This window comes from Streptomyces sp. NPDC055254 (assembly GCF_053606025.1).
Genome location: NZ_JBSGQV010000024.1, coordinates 84,277 through 100,276, shown reverse-complemented (window position 1 = coordinate 100,276; position 16,000 = coordinate 84,277). Strand labels below are relative to the sequence as shown.

Genomic DNA, 16,000 nt, shown 5'->3' with positions numbered 1-16,000 from the left:
GATCAAGTGGGGCCTGGACTACATGAACGACCGCTACGGCAGCCCCGTCGGCGCCTGGAACTTCTGGCAGAACAACCACTGGTACTAAGCCACCAACACGCGACAGCCCGGCGACGGGCACGCATGCGAAGGCCCCGGCGGCCGGCCTCCCCAGGTCCGGCCCCCGGGGCCTTCGGCTTCCCATCCCACTGGGTTCGGTGCGCGCGGGCGGCCAGGAGCGCGCCCGCGCCGTCGGTCACAGGCGCTGGATGATCGTGCCGGTCGCCAGCGCGCCGCCCGCGCACATGGTGATCATCGCGAACTCCTTGTCGCGGCGCTCCAGCTCGTGCAGCGCGGTGGTGATGAGGCGGGCGCCGGTGGCGCCCACCGGGTGGCCGAGCGCGATACCGCCGCCGTTGACGTTGACCTTCTCCAGGTCCTGATCGAAGACCTGCGCCCAGCTGAGGACCACGGAGGCGAAGGCTTCGTTGATCTCGACGAGGTCGATGTCCTTGAGGGACATCCCGGCCTTGCCGAGCACGGCGCGCGTCGCGTCGATCGGCCCGTCGAGGTGGAAGTGGGGGTCCGAGCCGACCAGGGCCTGGGCGACGATCCGGGCCCGGGGCCGGAGCTTGAGGGCGCGGGCCATCTTGCGCGAGGCCCACATCACGGCGGCGGCCCCGTCCGATATCTGCGAGGAGTTCCCGGCGGTGTGGACGGCGGTGGGCATGACCGGCTTGAGCCGGGCCAGCGCCTCCATGCTCGTGTCCCGCAGGCCCTCGTCCCGGTCGACCAGGCGCCACATGCCCTGTCCGGCGGCCTGCTCCGCTTCCGTCGTGGGGACCTGGACGGCGAAGGTCTCGCGCTTGAAGCGCTCCTCGGCCCAGGCGGCCGCGGCCCGCTCCTGGGACCGCAGCCCCAGCGCGTCCACGTCCTCGCGGGTCAGGCCGCGGTGGCGCGCGATCCGCTCGGCCGCCTCGAACTGGTTCGGGAGGTCGACGTTCCACTCGTCCGGGAAGGGCTTGCCGGGGCCGTGCTTGGAGCCCGACCCCAGCGGCACCCGGCTCATGGCCTCGACGCCGCAGGCGATGCCGATGTCCATGACGCCGCCGGAGATCATGTTGGCGACCATGTGGTTGGCCTGCTGGGAGCTGCCGCACTGGCAGTCCACGGTCGTGGCGGCGGTTTCGTAGGGCAGGCCCATGGCCAACCAGGCGTTGCGGGCGGGATTCATCGACTGCTCGCCGGCGTGGGTGACGGTGCCGCCGACGATCTGCTCCACGCAGTCGGGCTGGATCCCCGTACGGGCGAGCAGCTCGCGGTAGGTCTCGCCGAGCAGGTAGGCGGGATGGAGATTGGCGAGCGCGCCCCCGCGCTTGCCGATCGGGGTGCGTACGGCTTCGACGATGACGGGTTCCGCGGCCATGAGCTCGTCCTCTCCTGCACTGCGCCGGCGCGGCGGGCCGTCCCGGCGCCCCGCCCGAACTAGTACGCGTTCTAGTTCTCCCCGCAGTCTTATGACCCCACACCCCGTCACGCAAGGGTCTTGCACGCGGCCTGCACGGATTCCACACGCAACAGTTGGCGCGCCGACCCTTGTCACTTCTAGAACTCGTTACTACCTTCGAGCCAACTTCTGATGGGCCGTCAGACTTTGGAGTCGCCCGATGCCCTGCCCCGCGCTGCCCGAAGGCTTCGACGCCACCGACCCCGACCTGCTCCAAAGCCGCGTACCGCACCCGGAGTTCGCGCGGCTGCGGCAGACCGCACCCGTGTGGTGGTGTCCGCAGCGGCGCGGCATCACCGGTTTCGACGACGAGGGCTACTGGGTCGTGACCCGGCACGCGGACGTCAAGTACGTCTCCACGCACCCGGAACTCTTCTCCTCCACCACCAACACGGCCATCATCCGCTTCAACGAGCGCATCCACCGTGATGCGATCGATGCCCAGCGACTGATCATGCTGAACATGGATCCGCCGGAGCACACGCGCGTACGCCAGATCGTGCAGCGCGGTTTCACCCCGCGGGCCGTCCGGGGCCTGGAGGGGGCCCTGCGCGACCGCGCCCGGAAGATCGTCGAGGAGGCCGCGGCCGTGTCCGGCGACGGCAGCTTCGACTTCGTCACGCAGGTGGCGTGCGAGCTCCCGCTCCAGGCGATCGCCGAGCTGATCGGCGTACCGCAGGAGGACAGGTCACGGATCTTCGAGTGGTCGAACAAGATGATCGCCTACGACGACCCGGAATACGCGATCACCGAGGAGGTCGGCGCCAACGCGGCGATGGAGCTCATCGGCTACGCCATGAACCTGTCCGCGGCGCGCAAGGAGTGCCCGGCCAAGGACATCGTCACGCAGCTCGTGGCCGCCGAGGGGCAGGGCAACCTCGGCTCGGACGAGTTCGGCATGTTCGTCCTCCTCCTGGCGGTCGCGGGCAACGAGACGACCCGCAACGCGATCAGCCACGGCATGCACGCCTTCCTCACCCACCCCGACCAGTGGGAGCTCTACAAGCGCGAGCGCCCCGCGACGGCCGCCGAGGAGATCGTGCGCTGGGCCACCCCCGTGGTGTCCTTCCAGCGCACGGCCACCCAGGACACCGAGCTGGGCGGCCAGAAGATCGGGGCGGGCGACCGGGTGGGGCTGTTCTACTCCTCCGCCAACAACGACCCCGAGGTCTTCCGCGACCCGGAGGCCTTCGACATCACCCGCGACCCGAACCCGCACCTCGGTTTCGGCGGTGGCGGTCCGCACTTCTGCCTCGGCAAATCCCTGGCGATCATGGAGATCGACCTGATCTTCAACGCCCTGGCCGACGCCCTTCCGGACCTGCGCCTGACGGGAGAGGCCCCCCGTCGCCTCCGCGCGGCCTGGCTCAACGGCATCAAGGAACTCCGAGTCACCCACGCCTGACCCCCCGCCCCCCGACACCCCCTCAGCCTCGCCGGGTTCGAGGCGCGGGGCCGGGGGCAGCGCCCCGGCAACGGCCCCGTACCCCCAGGGCTACGCCCCCACCCGCACCCTCGGCTCCCCCTCCGCGACCCGCTGCCCCGGCAGGCTCAGACTCAGCCCCCGCGGCCCGGACAGCGCGTACACCAGCCCGAACCCGGCCCCCACGACCACCGCCCCGCCCACCGCGTCCAGCACCCAGTGGTTCGCGGTGGCCACGATCGCGCACACCGTGATCAGCGGGTGCAGCGCCCCGAGCAGCTTCTGCCACCCCTTCGGCGCGAGCACCACGATCACGATCCCGCACCACAGCGACCAGCCGAAGTGCAGCGACGGCATCGCCGCGTACTGGTTGGAGATCGCGGTCATCGCCCCGTACGACGGGTTGGCGAGGTCCTGCGGCCCGTGCACGGTGTCGATGAAGCCGAGACCGGGCATCAGACGCGGCGGCGCCAGCGGGTACAGCCAGAACCCTATGAGGGCGAGGACGGTGGCCAGCCCCAGCGAGGCCCGCGCCCACCGGTAGTCCCCCGGGCGGCGCCAGTACAGGACGCCCAGGATCGTCAGCGGCACGACGAAGTGGAAGGAGGTGTAGTAGAAGTTGAAGAACGCCTCCATCCAGGGCGTGTTCACCACGGCGTGGTTCACGGCGTGCTCGATGTCGAGGCCCAGCACCCGCTCGATCCCGAGGATCTGGTCGGCGTTGCCCTCGGCGAGCGACCGGCTCGTGGGGGCGGCGGCCCGGATGTGCGAGTAGAGCGAGTACCCGACCCTGATCAGCAGGAGTTCCAGCAGCAGGTTGGGCCGCGACAGCACCCGCCGCCAGAACGGCAGCAGCGGCACCTTCGCCCAGCGCGCCGGCGCGGGCTTCCCGTAGGCGGTGGGGACCGGCGTGCGCCAGTACTCGGAGGAGCGCGGCAGGAACGGCACCGCGCAGGCGGCGGCCAGCGCGGCGAGCAGCAGCACGTTGTCGCGTACGGGGGCCAGCGGCGCCAGGTTCGGCAGCAGCACCGCGCTCGGCAGGGTCATGGCCAGGACCACCGCCACCGGCCACACGGAGCGGTCGGCGGCCCGCTTGCCGACCTTGCCGGCGACGGCGAGGAGCACCCACAGCAGCTGGTGACGCCAGCCGGCCGGGGACACGGCGACCGCCACGCAGCCGGTGACGGCGACGGCGAGCAGCAACTGCCCGTCACGGGCGTAGCGCACCGCGCGGCGCAGGCCCAGCCAGACGATGCCGGCCGCGAGGGCGGCGTAGAGCAGGATCTCGGCGGGACCGGTCAGGCCCAGGCGCAGCAGGGCGCCGTGCACGGACTGGTGGGCGAGGCCGTCGGGGGCGCCGCCGAGGCCGGTACCGGCCAGGTGCTGGATCCAGTACGTCCAGGAGTCGCGCGGCATCGCCGCCCAGGACAGCGCGGTGGCTCCGGCGAAGGTCGCTGCGGCGGTCTTGGCGGTGGGGCGGCGCCCGGACAGCCACAGCAGCGGGGCGAACAGCAGGAGCGCCGGCTGCAGCGCGGCGGCCAGGCCCACGAGGAAGCCCGCGGGACGGTCGGCGGGCACCCGGAACACGGCGAGCAGCACCAGCAGTACCGGCAGCACGGCGGTCCGGCCGGGTGCGGCGGCTTCGCGAACGGGCAGCGAGACCATCATCAGTGCGGTCAGGACGGGCGCGGCGAGCAGCGCGGTGCGTCTCGGCACGGGGTCGGGCAGGCCGCGCGCGGCGACGAGGCCGACGGCTGCCACGAACAGCAGCGTCGCGCAGGTCCAGGCCACCTCCAGCGACGGGGCGCCGAAGCCGGTCAGCGGCTTGAGGACCAGCCCGGCGAAGGGGGTCCCGGTGAACTGGCCGGTGTCGTAGAGCGTGCCGGGCAGGGCGCCGGGGAGGTGGAAGCCGCTGAGCCACTCGCCCGGGGGCACGCGCAGCACCGCGGCGGCCTGTCTGACGGCCAGCGCTCCCGCCAGCGCCCACAGGAGCAGCCGCGCCGCCCCCAGCCTGCCGCTACCGCCTATGACCCCGGCATGTCCGTTCGCACCACTGTGCTCCGCCGCGTTAGCCACGCCTCGCCGGCCTCCCGCCCTGTTGAACGCAACCCTGACTTCGCCCGGCTGCCGCGCTTCATACCGCGTTTCATTACCGGGACGACGATATCCCCCGCGGGATACCTAGGATGGCGCGCATGAGCATCGTGAAGATCAACGCACTGACCGTGCCCGCAGAGCAGCGCGAGGTCCTGGAGCGGCGCTTCGCCTCCAGGGCGGGGGCCGTGGAGGCGTCGGACGGCTTCGAGTGGTTCGAGCTGCTGCGCCCGGTGGAGGGAACGGACCAGTACCTCGTCTACACGCGGTGGCGTTCCGAGGAGGACTTCCAGGCGTGGATGGAGGGGCCGATGAAGGCCGCTCACCAGGGTGGGGAGGGCGGCGGCGAGCGCCCGAAGCCGGCGGCGTCGGGGTCGTCGGTGTGGTCCTTCGAGGTCGTCCAGCAGGCCGCGCCGAAGAAGGCCTGACGCGCCGCATCCGCCGGACGCGCCCGATGTTGCGGGGCGGGGCGGGGCGGGGCGGGGCGGGGCGGGGCGGGGAGGGGCAGGGCCCGGGGGCGAGGGGCCCCCGGGGCCCGCGGGCCGCTGCCCCTCCCCGGACCGCCCGGTGGGACGGGTCGGGTCACCGCGGCTCGCGAAGCCTCGCGCCGCGGAGCCATCCGTCGCGGGTCCTCAGCTCCAGAAGGCGTCGATCTCGTCGATGTCCGCGGTGCACTCGTCGATGTCGGTGATCTTGTGGCCGACGATCGTGAAGAAGAGGCCGCCACGGATCTCGATGCCCCGGTCGCCCCGGTCGCCGCGCGAGGTGTGGAAGGTCATCACGTGGCCCCGGCCGTCGGCGAGTACCGCCTCCAGGTCGACCCGGAACGTTCCCTTCGTCTCCTCCCCGATCCGGCGGTAGAAGTCGAGGACCGCCTCGCGCCCCTTGTGGTGCCCCGACAACGGGCTGCTGCCGGGCACGTGGTGGATGACGTCGGCCGTCATCAGCGTGCTCAGCGTCTCCATGTCGCCCTTGCCGAAGGCCTCGTAGCCGCGGCGGACGAGGGCACAGTCCGGATGCTCCGACATGGCAGGCCACCCTCCATAGGTGCGATTTTCCCGTTTTCCCATCATGTGCCCGCGACTGTGGATATTCCACGCGGGAGATCGTCGGCGAGCTCCACAATGACGCCATGAACACACACAGCAATGACGCCTTGAACACACACAGCGGACACCGCCCGCCCCACACGTCCCCCGCCCCTGCCGCCGCTTCGTCTGCGGCGGCGGGCAGCACCCGCGCACCGTCGTGGACGGTGGCCGCGGAACCGTTCACCACCCGCGACGCAACCCGCCTGCGCCGCGCCTACTACGCCGAGGTCGCCGGGCGGTACTGGAAACGGGCCGTCACCGAAGCGGAGATCGACCAGGGGCTGCTGGACTTCCCCGACGACGCCCTGGTCCGGCCGACGGGCCGGTTCCTCGTGGGCAGACTCGGGGGTGAGCCCCTGGCGTGCGGCGGGATACGACTCCTGGACCCCGCCACCGCCGAGCTGACCCGGGTCTATGTCGACCCCCGCGCCCGCGGCACCGGCGGCGGGGCGGCGCTGCTCACGGCGCTGGAGGAGGAGGGACGCGCACTGGGCGCCGAGCGGGTCCGGCTGGACACCCGGTCGGATCTGGTGGAGGCCCGCGCGTTGTACGCGCGGCACGGGTACGCGGAGATACCCGCGTACAGCTCCGGCCCGTATGCGGAGCACTGGTTCGAGAAGCGCCTGGCCTGAGCCGGCCGCGGGCCCTGCGGGCAGCTAGTGCGCGGCGTGGTCCCGTCGGGGGGCGCCGTCGTAGGGCTCCTCGGCGTCGGATCCGCACAGCTCCGCGTTGATCTCGCGGACCAGTTCGGTCAGGTCCGTCGGGCGCTCGGGGCCCCACCAGTCGCCGAGCAGTTCGGCGAGGGACTCCTCCCGGGCGTCGGCGAGCTTCGCGGCGGCCAGGCGCCCCTTGCCGGTCAGGTGCAGCGCCAGCCCGTCCCGGGAGGCGAGCCCCCGCTCCTCGACCTGGCGGGCGGCGTCGGTGACGGCCTTCAAGGGCACGGCCGCGCGTTCGGCGAGCAGGGCGGGCTCCGCCGAGCCGTACTTGTTGATCCGCAGCAACAGCCAGCTGGCGGCGGGCAGCAGGTCGTATCCCGCCTTCTGCGTGATCTTCTCGTACACGTGCCGGCGGCCCTCACGGGTGCCGAGCACGGACAGCGCGCGGGCGACCTCGTCGTGGGACGAGCGGTGCACGGGGTTCGAGGCGAGGGTCTCGGTGACGTCGGGCGCGGTGACCGAGCCGCGCAGCGTGTCCTCCTTGAGGAACCAGGCGATGACGAAGGCGACCAGGACGACGGGCACGGCGTAGAGGAATACGTCGGTGATGGCCGTGGCGTAGGCGTCCAGGACGCGGGGCCGCAGCTCGGCGGGAAGGGTCTCGATGGCCCGGGGGTCGGCTTCCAACTGCGCGACGCCGGCGCCGGCCGGCAGCGTGACTCCGGCGAGGGAGGTCGCCAGCTTCTCGTCGAGGCGGTTGGTGAAGACCGTGCCGAAGATCGCGACGCCGAAGGAGGCGCCGATGGAGCGGAAGAAGGTGGCGCCCGAGGTGGCGACGCCGAGGTCGGCGTAGGTGACCGAGTTCTGCACGACCAGGACGAGCACCTGCATGACCAGTCCGAGGCCGGCGCCGAAGACGAAGAAGTAGACGCTCATCTCCCAGGTGGAGCTGGTGCGGTGGAGTTGGTGCAGCAGGAGCAGGCCGACGGCGGTGACGGCGGTTCCGGCGATGGGGAAGACCTTCCAGCGTCCGGTGCGGCTGACGACCTGGCCGGAGGCGGTGGAGGAGATCAGCATGCCGATCACCATCGGCAGCATGTGGACGCCGGACATGGTCGGCGAGACGCCCTGGACGACCTGGAGGAAGGTCGGCAGGTAGACCATCGCCCCGAACATCGCGAAGCCGACGACGAAGCTGATGACCGAGCAGAGGGTGAAGGTGCGGATGCGGAAGAGCTTGAGCGGCAGGACGGGTTCGGCGGCCTTGCGCTCCACGAAGAGGAAGACGGCGATCAGCACGGCGCCCAGGACGGCCAGTCCGATGATCCGGGCCGATCCCCAGCCCCAGGTGCCGCCGAGGGAGGCGACGAGCACGAGGCAGGTGGCGACGCAGGCGATGAGGAAGGTGCCGAGGTAGTCGATGGTGTGCTTCGAGGAGCGGGCCGGGATGCGCAGGGCTCCGGCGATGACGGCCAGCGCGACGAGACCGATGGGGAGGTTGATGTAGAAGACCCAGCGCCAGGACAGGTGGTCGACGAAGAGTCCGCCCAGCAGCGGGCCGAGGATGCTGGTGGCGCCGAAGACGCCGCCGAACAGGCCCTGGTACTTGCCTCGTTCGCGGGGCGGGACGATGTCCCCGACGATCGCCATGGACAGCACGATCAGGCCGCCGCCGCCGAGGCCCTGCAGGGCGCGGAAGCCGATGAGCTGCGGCATGTCCTGTGCGATGCCGCAGAGGGCGGAACCGATGAGGAAGAGGACGATCGCGTACTGGAAGAGCTTCTTGCGGCCGTACTGGTCGCCGAGCTTGCCCCACAGGGGGGTGGCCGCGGTGGAGGCCAGCATGTAGGCGGTGACGACCCAGGACAGGTGCGCCATGCCGCCGAGCTCGCTGACGATGGTCGGCAGGGCGGTGGAGACGATGGTCTGGTCGAGTGCCGCGATCAGCAGGCCCAGCAGCAGGGCGCCTATGGAGACGAGTACCTCGCGGGTGGGGTGCTCGGCGCCGGGGCCGGACTTCCGCGGGCCGGAACCGGGGCCCGCGTCCTGCGTGGTCACATCCTGCGCCATCGATTCCTCCTCCGGCCGGATCAACATCTCCATCCTGAGCGGTGTGTCCGGTTATGGCCTCTCGGGCGGGTTGGGAGGTCCGCGGGAGGTCTGCATAATCGCAGGCAATGGTGGCCAGGGAGGGATTCCAGTGAGCGGTGAGCACTGTCTGGATTGCGGCGCTGTCGGTGCCGGCTGCGGGTGTGCGCCGGGTGCGGGTTTCGACCCCTTGCGCATCCGCCCGTACGTGACGCTGCCCGATCCCGTCGAACCGGACGAGCAGGCGCCCGCACCGCCGATCACGGGTGCGGTGGCTCCCGGGCACGACGCGACGCACGGGCTACCGCACGGCATACCCCGGGGCGGCCAGGGCCCGTACCGGGGGCCGGGCCCGGCGATGCCGGGGCGCCAGGACGACACCCCGGCGTACGGCATGCCCGGCCAGGGCCCGTACCGGGGGCCGGGCCCGGCGATGCCGGGGCGCCAGGACGACACCCCGGCGTACGGCATGCCCGTACCACCGCTCCGGCAGCCCTGGCCGGACGCACCGGAGGCCCCGTCGCGCAGGGCCGACACGGTCCGTCTCGGGGCGGTCCCGCCCGGCGCGTTCCCCCCGGACCCGGGGACCACGTTCAACGGGGAGAGGGGTGAGGGTGGGGGCGGGGGCGGGGGCCCCGAGAAGCGGAGCGGCCCGCCGTCCCGCCGCCGCCTGCTCCTGCCGCTCCTGCTCGGCGGCGCCGCGACCCTCGCCCTCGGTGGGTCGGCGCTGGCCCTGTGGGTGCTCCCGGGCTCGGGGGACGGCGACACGACCCTGCTGGACGCGAAGGCGTCGGCTCCGCCGCCGAGCGCGGCGCCGGCCGCACCGTCGCAGACCCCGACCGCCGGACCCACGGGCCCCTCGGCGTCCCCGTCGGCCTCCGCGTCCACCTCCCCCTCGCCCAGCGCCTCGCGCTCCGGGGCCCCCTCCGCCTCCCCGAGCCCGTCCGCGTCGTCGCCCCCGCCCTCGCAGTCCCCGTCCCGGGGGCCGTCCCCGAGCGCGAGCCGCGCCCCCAGCTCCTCGCCGTCGCGTCCCGCGGCGGGTCCGACGCTGCGGTTCGGGGACTCGGGCGCGGAGGTCGAGAAGCTCCAGCGCCTGCTGGCCGCGGAGGGCCTGTACCAGGGCAAAGTCCACGGGAAGTTCGACTGGCGCGTGGAGAACGCCGTGTCGACCTTCCAGTACGAGGCGGGCATCGACGGTGAGGAGTGGGGCGTCTACGGCCCCGTGACCCGCCGGGCGCTGGAGGGATGAGGGTCACACCCACGAGAGTGGCGAGGCCGCCCCGCATTTTGTATCGTGAAGAAACAAAGTGGTTCCGTCCTCATTCCCTGACCGGTGGACGGAACCGCTTGTTCTCTTTTCCGACCCGCCCGACCCGCCTGACCCTCCCGTCACGACCCGGCCAACGGCCGTCACGGCCCGACACGACCCGCCCGCCCCGCCTCCCGCACTGTCTGGAGCCCCGCCGATGTCGGCAAGCACCACCACCGCGCCCGTCGTCCTCACCGCCAAGGCCCTGCTGCTGGACATGGACGGAACGATCGTCAACTCCGACGCGGTGGTCGAACGCTGCTGGCGCGACTGGGCGGTGTCGCACGGGCTGGATCCCGAGGAAGCCCTCAAGGTCGTCCACGGCCGCCAGGGCTACGCCACCATGGCCGTCCTCCTCCCCGACCGCCCGGTCGAGATCAACCACGCGGAGAACGCGGTGATGCTCGCCCGCGAGACCGCCGACACCGACGGCGTGGTCCCGGTCGCGGGCGCCCCGGAGTTCATGGCCGCCATCGCCGGCCTCCCGCACGCCCTGGTCACCTCCGCCGACACCGCTCTGGCCACGGCCCGGATGACCGCCGCCGCCCTCCCGATGCCCGCGGTACGGGTCACCGCCGAGTCGGTGCGGGCCAGCAAGCCCCACCCCGAAGGCTTCCTCAAGGGCGCCGCCGCCCTGGGGGTGGACCCGGCCGACTGCATCGTCTTCGAGGACTCGGCGGCGGGCATCGCCGCCGGCCGCGCGGCGGGGATGCGCGTGATCGGCGTCGGCCCCCGCGCCGCCGCCCACGCCCCCACGGCCCATGTCCCGGACCTGACCTCGCTCACGGTGACGTCCACCGCCGACGGCACGATCGACATCACCATCCGGCACGCGGCCTGAGCGCGGGACAGCCGTCCGGGTAGCTGCGGGCCCGCTGGCCGTCCCGTATCCCCCCGCGGGACGCCTACGGGGCGCCGGGGAGCCGGACCGTGACGAGGAGACCGCCCGCGGGTCGGGGGACGAGGTCGAGGGCCCCGTCGTGGGCGCGGACGATGCTGTGCACGATGGCCAGGCCGAGGCCGACGCCGGTGTGCTCGTCGGTGCGCACGCGTGCGGTTCCGCGCCGGAAGGGTTCGGTGAGGGTCGGCACCAGGTCCGGTGGGAGCCGACCGCCCGTGTTCTCGACCCGCAGCACGCTCGTTGCGCCGTGCGGTCCGGTGTGGACCGTCACGGTGCCGCCGGCGGGGAGGTTGTGGACGACGGCGTTCTGGACGAGGTTCGTCACCATCCGCAGCAGAAGCTCGGCGGAGCCGCTGGTCTTGGCCGCCCCGCCGGTGACGGCGAGCGTGATCCGGCGCCGCTCGGCGAGCGGGAGCAGCGTTTCGACGGCTTCTTCGGCGAGGAGGGAGAGGTCGACGCTCTCGCGGGGGAAGTGTCCGCGGTCGCCGCGGCTGAGCAGCAGCAGGGCCTCGGTGAGGTCGATCGCCCGCGTGTTGACGGCCTGCAGGCGTTCGATGAGTTCGCCCCGGTCCCGCGCGGGGTCCTTGCGGGCGACGTCGAGGAGCGTCCGCGAGATCGCCAGTGGGGTGCGCAGTTCGTGGGAGGCGTTCGCGGCGAACCGCTGCTGCTCGGCGACGTGGGACCCAAGTTGTTCGAGCATCGAGTCGAACGCGTCGGAGAGTTCGCGGAATTCGTCCCGACGGCCCTTCATGCGGATGCGGTGGGACAGCGACCCGTTCCCGGCCGTCCGTGCCGCATCCCTTATCTGTGTGAGCGGTGCGAGCATCCGGCCGGCGAGGAACCATCCACCCAGGAGGCCGAACACGAGCAGTCCGGCCATGGCTGCGGCCGCGGCGGGGGCGAAGGTGCGCACGAGGAGGTAGCGGTTGGGCGAGACCCCGAGCAGGCCCTGGGAGTTGTCGGGTACGTAGCGCAGCAGGAACACCCACACCACGGCCAGCAGGAGTGCGCCGGCGAGGAGGAGGAAGCCGGCGTAGCTGAGGGTGAGTTTCAGTCGGGCACTGGGCCCGGGGCGTCTATGCACGGTTGGCGCCCGGGGCGAGGGTGGCGATGCGGTAGCCGACGCCGGGCACCGTGGCGATGACCCAGGGTTCACCGAGCCGTTTGCGCAGGGCGGAGACGGTGATGCGCACGGCGTTGGTGAGGGGGTCGGCGTTCTCGTCCCAGGCCCGTTCGAGCAGTTCTTCGGCGCTGACGACACCGCCCTCGGCGGCGACGAGGACCTCCAGCACGGCGAACTGCTTGCGGGTGAGTGCGACGTAGCGTCCGTCGCGGAAGACCTCCCGGCGGAAGGGGTCGAGCCGCAGGCCCGCGATCTCGCGGACCGGGGGGCGCGCGTACGCGCGTCTGCGGTCGAGCGCCCTCAGGCGCAGGACGAGTTCCCGCAGGTCGAACGGTTTGGTGAGGTAGTCGTCGGCGCCGAGTTCGAATCCGGAGGCCTTGTCGTCGATCCGGTCGGCAGCGGTGAGCATGAGGATCGGGATGCCGCTGCCGGAGGCGACGATGCGCCGGGCGACCTCGTCGCCCGAGGGGCCGGGGATGTCGCGGTCGAGGACCGCGAGGTCGTAGGAGTGGACGCCGAGCAGTTCCAGGGCGCTGTCGCCGTCGCCGGCGATGTCGGCGGCGATGGCCTCCAGCCGCAGACCGTCTCGGACGGCTTCGGCCAGGTAGGGCTCGTCCTCGACGATCAGCACGCGCATGTCCGAAGCCTACGCAGCACGGCATATCGCCGACGTATGCGATGACGTGTGCGCGCCGGACTGACGACTCAGCCTGCCGGTACCGGCGCGGGGCGAGGACGGTCGGACGGCGCGTGCGTCCTGGTGCGCCACCAGCGGCGCGACGCCAGCCCGGCCAGCACGGCGCCGGCGGTGTTGACCAGCACGTCGTCCACGGAGGACACCCGGTCCAGCCGCAGGACGTACTGCGCGGTTTCGACGAGGACCGAGCAGCCCGCCCCGAGCGCCAGGATCCGCGGCATGGACGCCGCCGCAGCGAACCGCATCGGGGCGAAGAAGCCCAGCGCGGCGAGGACCAGAAGGTTGCCGGTGATCCCGAGCGGTCCCATCGTGGGCAGGTCCCGCAGCGGTACCAGGCTCAGCCGGCCGGGGACGGTACCGGCCCCGGCGCCCGGCATCATGGTCATCCACAGGAACGGCACCGTCCCGTGGACCATGCCCACCTCGGCCAGCGCGCTCCGCCATGCCGATGCGCCGTCGGCGGCCCGCCGCCGGCGCGCCAGTACCCACACCATCAGCGCCGCCAACGGCAGCGCGACCAAGGTCATGAGCACGACGCCGTTGAACGTGTCGAAGCAGCCGTGCCACCGCCCGGCCAGGCACACCGGAGCGGACATCATGAGCGGCCGCCGCACGACGAACGCGGCGCCCGCGAGGCCGAGGACCGCCGACCCGAGGAGCACGAGCCCGCGCATACGGCGCGGCCTCGCAGGCGGGGATGCGTGATGGTTCATGCCCCCATGAGAGCCGCCACCCCGTTGCGGAGCCGTATGCACTTCCCCATACCCCCGCGATACACGAACCGCCCGAGCCGGCACCCTCGCCCACCGCTGCCACGGGCCGCGCCCGCGCCGCTCCATGACGACCTCCGGCCCGGCTTGCCCGACGGACCTCAGGAAATTAAGGAGCTGCCCGCGCACAGGGCGCCTACGGTCTCGCACATGTACGAAACGATCTCGTGGCACTGCTACCTACGCGCCGCCCACCGCCGCAGCGCCGAGCGTGTGGTCAGCCGTTCAGGCTCAGTGGGAGCAACCGGTCCAGATCGACAGCTACGAGCGCTATTGGAAGATCCCCGAGCTTGCCGAGGTGCGGCTGACTTCCCCGCTCGGCCGCTCGACCCCCGAAACCGCGCTCCTCACGGCCCTGCGGTCCGCATGGACCATCGCGACGCCCTGGAGCCTCGGCGCCCCGGGAGTGGACGACGGCTTCGAAGGAATCGCGTCCGCGGCCGCCGGCTCACGCTTCATCGTCCCCGGCATCGAGTGGATGCGGTTCCGGATCAGCGCACCCGTAGGGCCGATGTGAGCCAGGGGCACGCGGACTCCCTTCCGTCAGCCCGCCACGGCTTCGTACAGCGAGAACACCGCCAAAGCCGCCATGACGGCAGCAGCGATCTTGGTGATGAGCCGGAGCGGTACGTACTTCATGAGCGTGCGGCCGCCCAGGATGCCGATGCCCGCGACCGCCCACAGGGCGAGCACGGCGCCGATGCCGACGGAGACCGGGTTGTCGTAGCGGGCGGCGAGGTTGGCGGTCATGATCTGCGTGAGGTCGCCGAATTCCGCCACCAGGATCAGCATGAAGCCCGCCCCCGACACCTTCCAGAAGGACTGGTCGGCCGGCGGCTTGATCTCCTCGTCCTCGTCGTTCTTCTTCAGCAGCAGCATGGCGGCTCCCGCGAGGAACAGGACGCCGACGACGGCCTGGACGAGCCGCTGCGGGAGCAGGGTGAGGACGCTGCCCGCCGCGATCGCCAGTGCGACGTGGACGGCGAAGGCCGCGGCGACGCCGGCGAAGACGTACGAGGCGCGGTAGCGGGTGCCGAGCATCAGGCCGGCGAGGGCGGTCTTGTCGGGGAGTTCGGCGAGGAAGACGACGCCGAAGGCGATCGCCGTGACGCTGAAGCTGAACACGAACACGGGGTGGAACCTCAATCGGTCGGGCAGGACGCCGGCGGTACCGAGAGGACCTGGGGTGTTTCAGGGTTCGCTTCGGCTCGGCGGCGCCCTGGATGCGTGGGCGCGCACGAGCGCGCCTACGCAGGACAGGACACTGCGGCCGAAGGTCTCGCTGGCCCGCCGCCGTCGTGCGCGGCTTGCCTCCGGGCGCCGGCTGGGGTGACCCAGCAGTATGTCGACGGTCCGGCGAAGAGCTACTCCCCTTCTGCTCCACCAGGATACGTGACGCGCACGGGGGACCGACATGGGCCTTTGGTCCCGACTCCGCCCGACTCGACGGCGGCGACGCCTGCGCCTCACCCCTGCGGAATCCCAACCTCCTCTTAATTCGCCCCCGTTGACGACTTGATGTGACGTGCCCATGTCGCCAGGCTGTCACCTGGCGCCCATCCCCGTGACACCCGGCGCCGCAAGCATGGCCGCGCCCCGCCGGGGTCGCACGGCCACACCCCCCGCACCCAGGGAGCCCCTCATGGCACTCATACCCAGCATCTACGCGCGTCGCCTTGGCGTGCTCGCGTCAGTAGCCGCGCTCGCTTCCCTCACCTCCCTCGTCAACGCGCCGACCGCCGCGGCCGCGCCGCCCACCCCCATCAGCGCCTCGGCCGCCCGCTCCTACCTTGCGACCGTCACACCGAGGGCGGAGGGGTCGAGCAGCGGGTACAGCCGCGACCTGTTCCCGCACTGGAGCACCGTCTCCGGCAGCTGCAACACCCGCGAGACCGTCCTCAAGCGGGACGGCGTGAACGTCGTCCAGGACTCCGCCTGCGCCGCCGTGAGCGGAAGCTGGTACTCCGAGTACGACGGCGCCACCTGGACCGCCGCTTCCGACATCGACATCGACCACATGGTCGCGCTCGCCGAGGCCTGGCGCTCCGGCGCCAGTTCGTGGACCACCAGCAAGCGCCAGCAGTTCGCCAACGACCTCACCCGTCCGCAGCTCATCGCGGTCACCGACAACGTCAACCAGGCCAAGGGCGACCTCGACCCGGGCAAGTGGCTGCCGCCGCGCACCGCCTACCGCTGTACGTACGCGCGCATGTGGGTCCACGTGAAGCAGCACTGGGGCCTGAGCATGGACTCGGGTGAGAAGACGGCCCTGGTCAACACCCTGAACGGCTGCTGACGAGCCGATCGGTCTCCCCGCCCGCCCGTCCCGCGGCTCCCGCCCGCCCGTCCCGCACCTCCCTCC

The 16,000-nt window shown here is 72.1% G+C and carries 16 protein-coding genes; 8 read left to right on the top strand and 8 right to left on the bottom strand.

Features of this window, described 5'->3' with window-relative positions; genetic code table 11:
• A partial coding sequence (locus ACWFQ8_RS22320) for an aggregation-promoting factor C-terminal-like domain-containing protein (protein WP_453788018.1) occupies window positions 1-88 on the top strand: 88 nt, incomplete at its 5' end.
• A gap of 147 nt (window positions 89-235) precedes the next feature.
• Here ACWFQ8_RS22320 and ACWFQ8_RS22315 read toward each other — a convergent pair.
• On the bottom strand, window positions 236-1,405 hold the full coding sequence (locus ACWFQ8_RS22315) for a steroid 3-ketoacyl-CoA thiolase (protein ID WP_453788010.1): 1,170 nt from the start codon (window positions 1,403-1,405) through the stop codon (window positions 236-238).
• Window positions 1,406-1,646: 241 nt separating this feature from the next.
• On the opposite strand from ACWFQ8_RS22315, the gene ACWFQ8_RS22310 reads away from it, so the two are divergent.
• Complete coding sequence (locus tag ACWFQ8_RS22310; RefSeq protein WP_453788009.1) at window positions 1,647-2,891, top strand: cytochrome P450; 1,245 nt, start codon at window positions 1,647-1,649, stop codon at window positions 2,889-2,891.
• A gap of 90 nt (window positions 2,892-2,981) precedes the next feature.
• On the opposite strand, the gene ACWFQ8_RS22305 is transcribed toward ACWFQ8_RS22310, so the two are convergent.
• Complete coding sequence (locus ACWFQ8_RS22305; protein ID WP_453788008.1) at window positions 2,982-4,985, bottom strand: bifunctional glycosyltransferase 87/phosphatase PAP2 family protein; 2,004 nt, start codon at window positions 4,983-4,985, stop codon at window positions 2,982-2,984.
• A gap of 119 nt (window positions 4,986-5,104) precedes the next feature.
• Here ACWFQ8_RS22305 and ACWFQ8_RS22300 point away from each other — a divergent pair, with 119 nt between their 5' ends.
• Window positions 5,105-5,431: an antibiotic biosynthesis monooxygenase family protein gene (locus tag ACWFQ8_RS22300; protein ID WP_453788007.1), complete on the top strand. Its 327-nt coding sequence runs from the start codon at window positions 5,105-5,107 to the stop codon at window positions 5,429-5,431.
• Between the two features lie 204 nt (window positions 5,432-5,635).
• Here ACWFQ8_RS22300 and ACWFQ8_RS22295 read toward each other — a convergent pair whose 3' ends face one another.
• Entirely contained in the window at window positions 5,636-6,031 is a 396-nt protein-coding gene (locus ACWFQ8_RS22295; protein WP_453788006.1) for a nuclear transport factor 2 family protein, read from the bottom strand.
• A gap of 227 nt (window positions 6,032-6,258) precedes the next feature.
• Here ACWFQ8_RS22295 and ACWFQ8_RS22290 point away from each other — a divergent pair, with 227 nt between their 5' ends.
• Window positions 6,259-6,726, top strand: a complete 468-nt coding sequence (locus ACWFQ8_RS22290) for a GNAT family N-acetyltransferase (RefSeq protein WP_453788005.1) — start codon at window positions 6,259-6,261, stop codon at window positions 6,724-6,726.
• Window positions 6,727-6,750: 24 nt separating this feature from the next.
• On the opposite strand, the gene ACWFQ8_RS22285 is transcribed toward ACWFQ8_RS22290, so the two are convergent.
• Window positions 6,751-8,820 (bottom strand): DHA2 family efflux MFS transporter permease subunit, encoded by a 2,070-nt coding sequence (locus ACWFQ8_RS22285; RefSeq protein WP_453788004.1) that lies wholly within the window; start codon window positions 8,818-8,820, stop codon window positions 6,751-6,753.
• 208 nt (window positions 8,821-9,028) lie between these two features.
• Here ACWFQ8_RS22285 and ACWFQ8_RS22280 point away from each other — a divergent pair, with 208 nt between their 5' ends.
• Window positions 9,029-10,087: a peptidoglycan-binding protein gene (locus tag ACWFQ8_RS22280; RefSeq protein ID WP_453788003.1), complete on the top strand. Its 1,059-nt coding sequence runs from the start codon at window positions 9,029-9,031 to the stop codon at window positions 10,085-10,087.
• A 217-nt stretch (window positions 10,088-10,304) separates the two neighbouring features.
• Window positions 10,305-10,988 (top strand): HAD-IA family hydrolase, encoded by a 684-nt coding sequence (locus tag ACWFQ8_RS22275; protein ID WP_453788002.1) that lies wholly within the window; start codon window positions 10,305-10,307, stop codon window positions 10,986-10,988.
• 64 nt (window positions 10,989-11,052) lie between these two features.
• Here ACWFQ8_RS22275 and ACWFQ8_RS22270 read toward each other — a convergent pair whose 3' ends face one another.
• From ACWFQ8_RS22270 to ACWFQ8_RS22260, 3 genes are all read right to left on the bottom strand, one after another.
• The gene (locus ACWFQ8_RS22270; protein WP_453788001.1) at window positions 11,053-12,132 is read right to left on the bottom strand and encodes a sensor histidine kinase; all 1,080 of its coding nucleotides are present in this window, start codon (window positions 12,130-12,132) and stop codon (window positions 11,053-11,055) included.
• Window positions 12,125-12,808, bottom strand: coding sequence for a response regulator transcription factor (locus ACWFQ8_RS22265; RefSeq protein ID WP_453788000.1), 684 nt, complete (start codon window positions 12,806-12,808; stop codon window positions 12,125-12,127). The genes ACWFQ8_RS22270 and ACWFQ8_RS22265 overlap by 8 nt, the downstream gene beginning before the upstream one ends.
• Before the next feature lie 68 nt (window positions 12,809-12,876).
• The gene (locus ACWFQ8_RS22260; protein ID WP_453787999.1) at window positions 12,877-13,581 is read right to left on the bottom strand and encodes a VanZ family protein; all 705 of its coding nucleotides are present in this window, start codon (window positions 13,579-13,581) and stop codon (window positions 12,877-12,879) included.
• A 268-nt stretch (window positions 13,582-13,849) separates the two neighbouring features.
• Here ACWFQ8_RS22260 and ACWFQ8_RS22255 point away from each other — a divergent pair, with 268 nt between their 5' ends.
• Complete coding sequence (locus tag ACWFQ8_RS22255) at window positions 13,850-14,155, top strand: hypothetical protein (protein WP_453787998.1); 306 nt, start codon at window positions 13,850-13,852, stop codon at window positions 14,153-14,155.
• Window positions 14,156-14,181: 26 nt separating this feature from the next.
• Here the strand turns inward: ACWFQ8_RS22255 and ACWFQ8_RS22250 are convergent, their stop codons facing one another.
• Window positions 14,182-14,763 (bottom strand): TMEM165/GDT1 family protein, encoded by a 582-nt coding sequence (locus tag ACWFQ8_RS22250; protein WP_453788017.1) that lies wholly within the window; start codon window positions 14,761-14,763, stop codon window positions 14,182-14,184.
• Between the two features lie 526 nt (window positions 14,764-15,289).
• Between ACWFQ8_RS22250 and ACWFQ8_RS22245 the strand changes: the two genes are divergently transcribed.
• The gene (locus tag ACWFQ8_RS22245; RefSeq protein ID WP_453788016.1) at window positions 15,290-15,934 is read left to right on the top strand and encodes an HNH endonuclease family protein; all 645 of its coding nucleotides are present in this window, start codon (window positions 15,290-15,292) and stop codon (window positions 15,932-15,934) included.
• The last annotated feature ends 66 nt before the right edge of the window (window positions 15,935-16,000 follow it).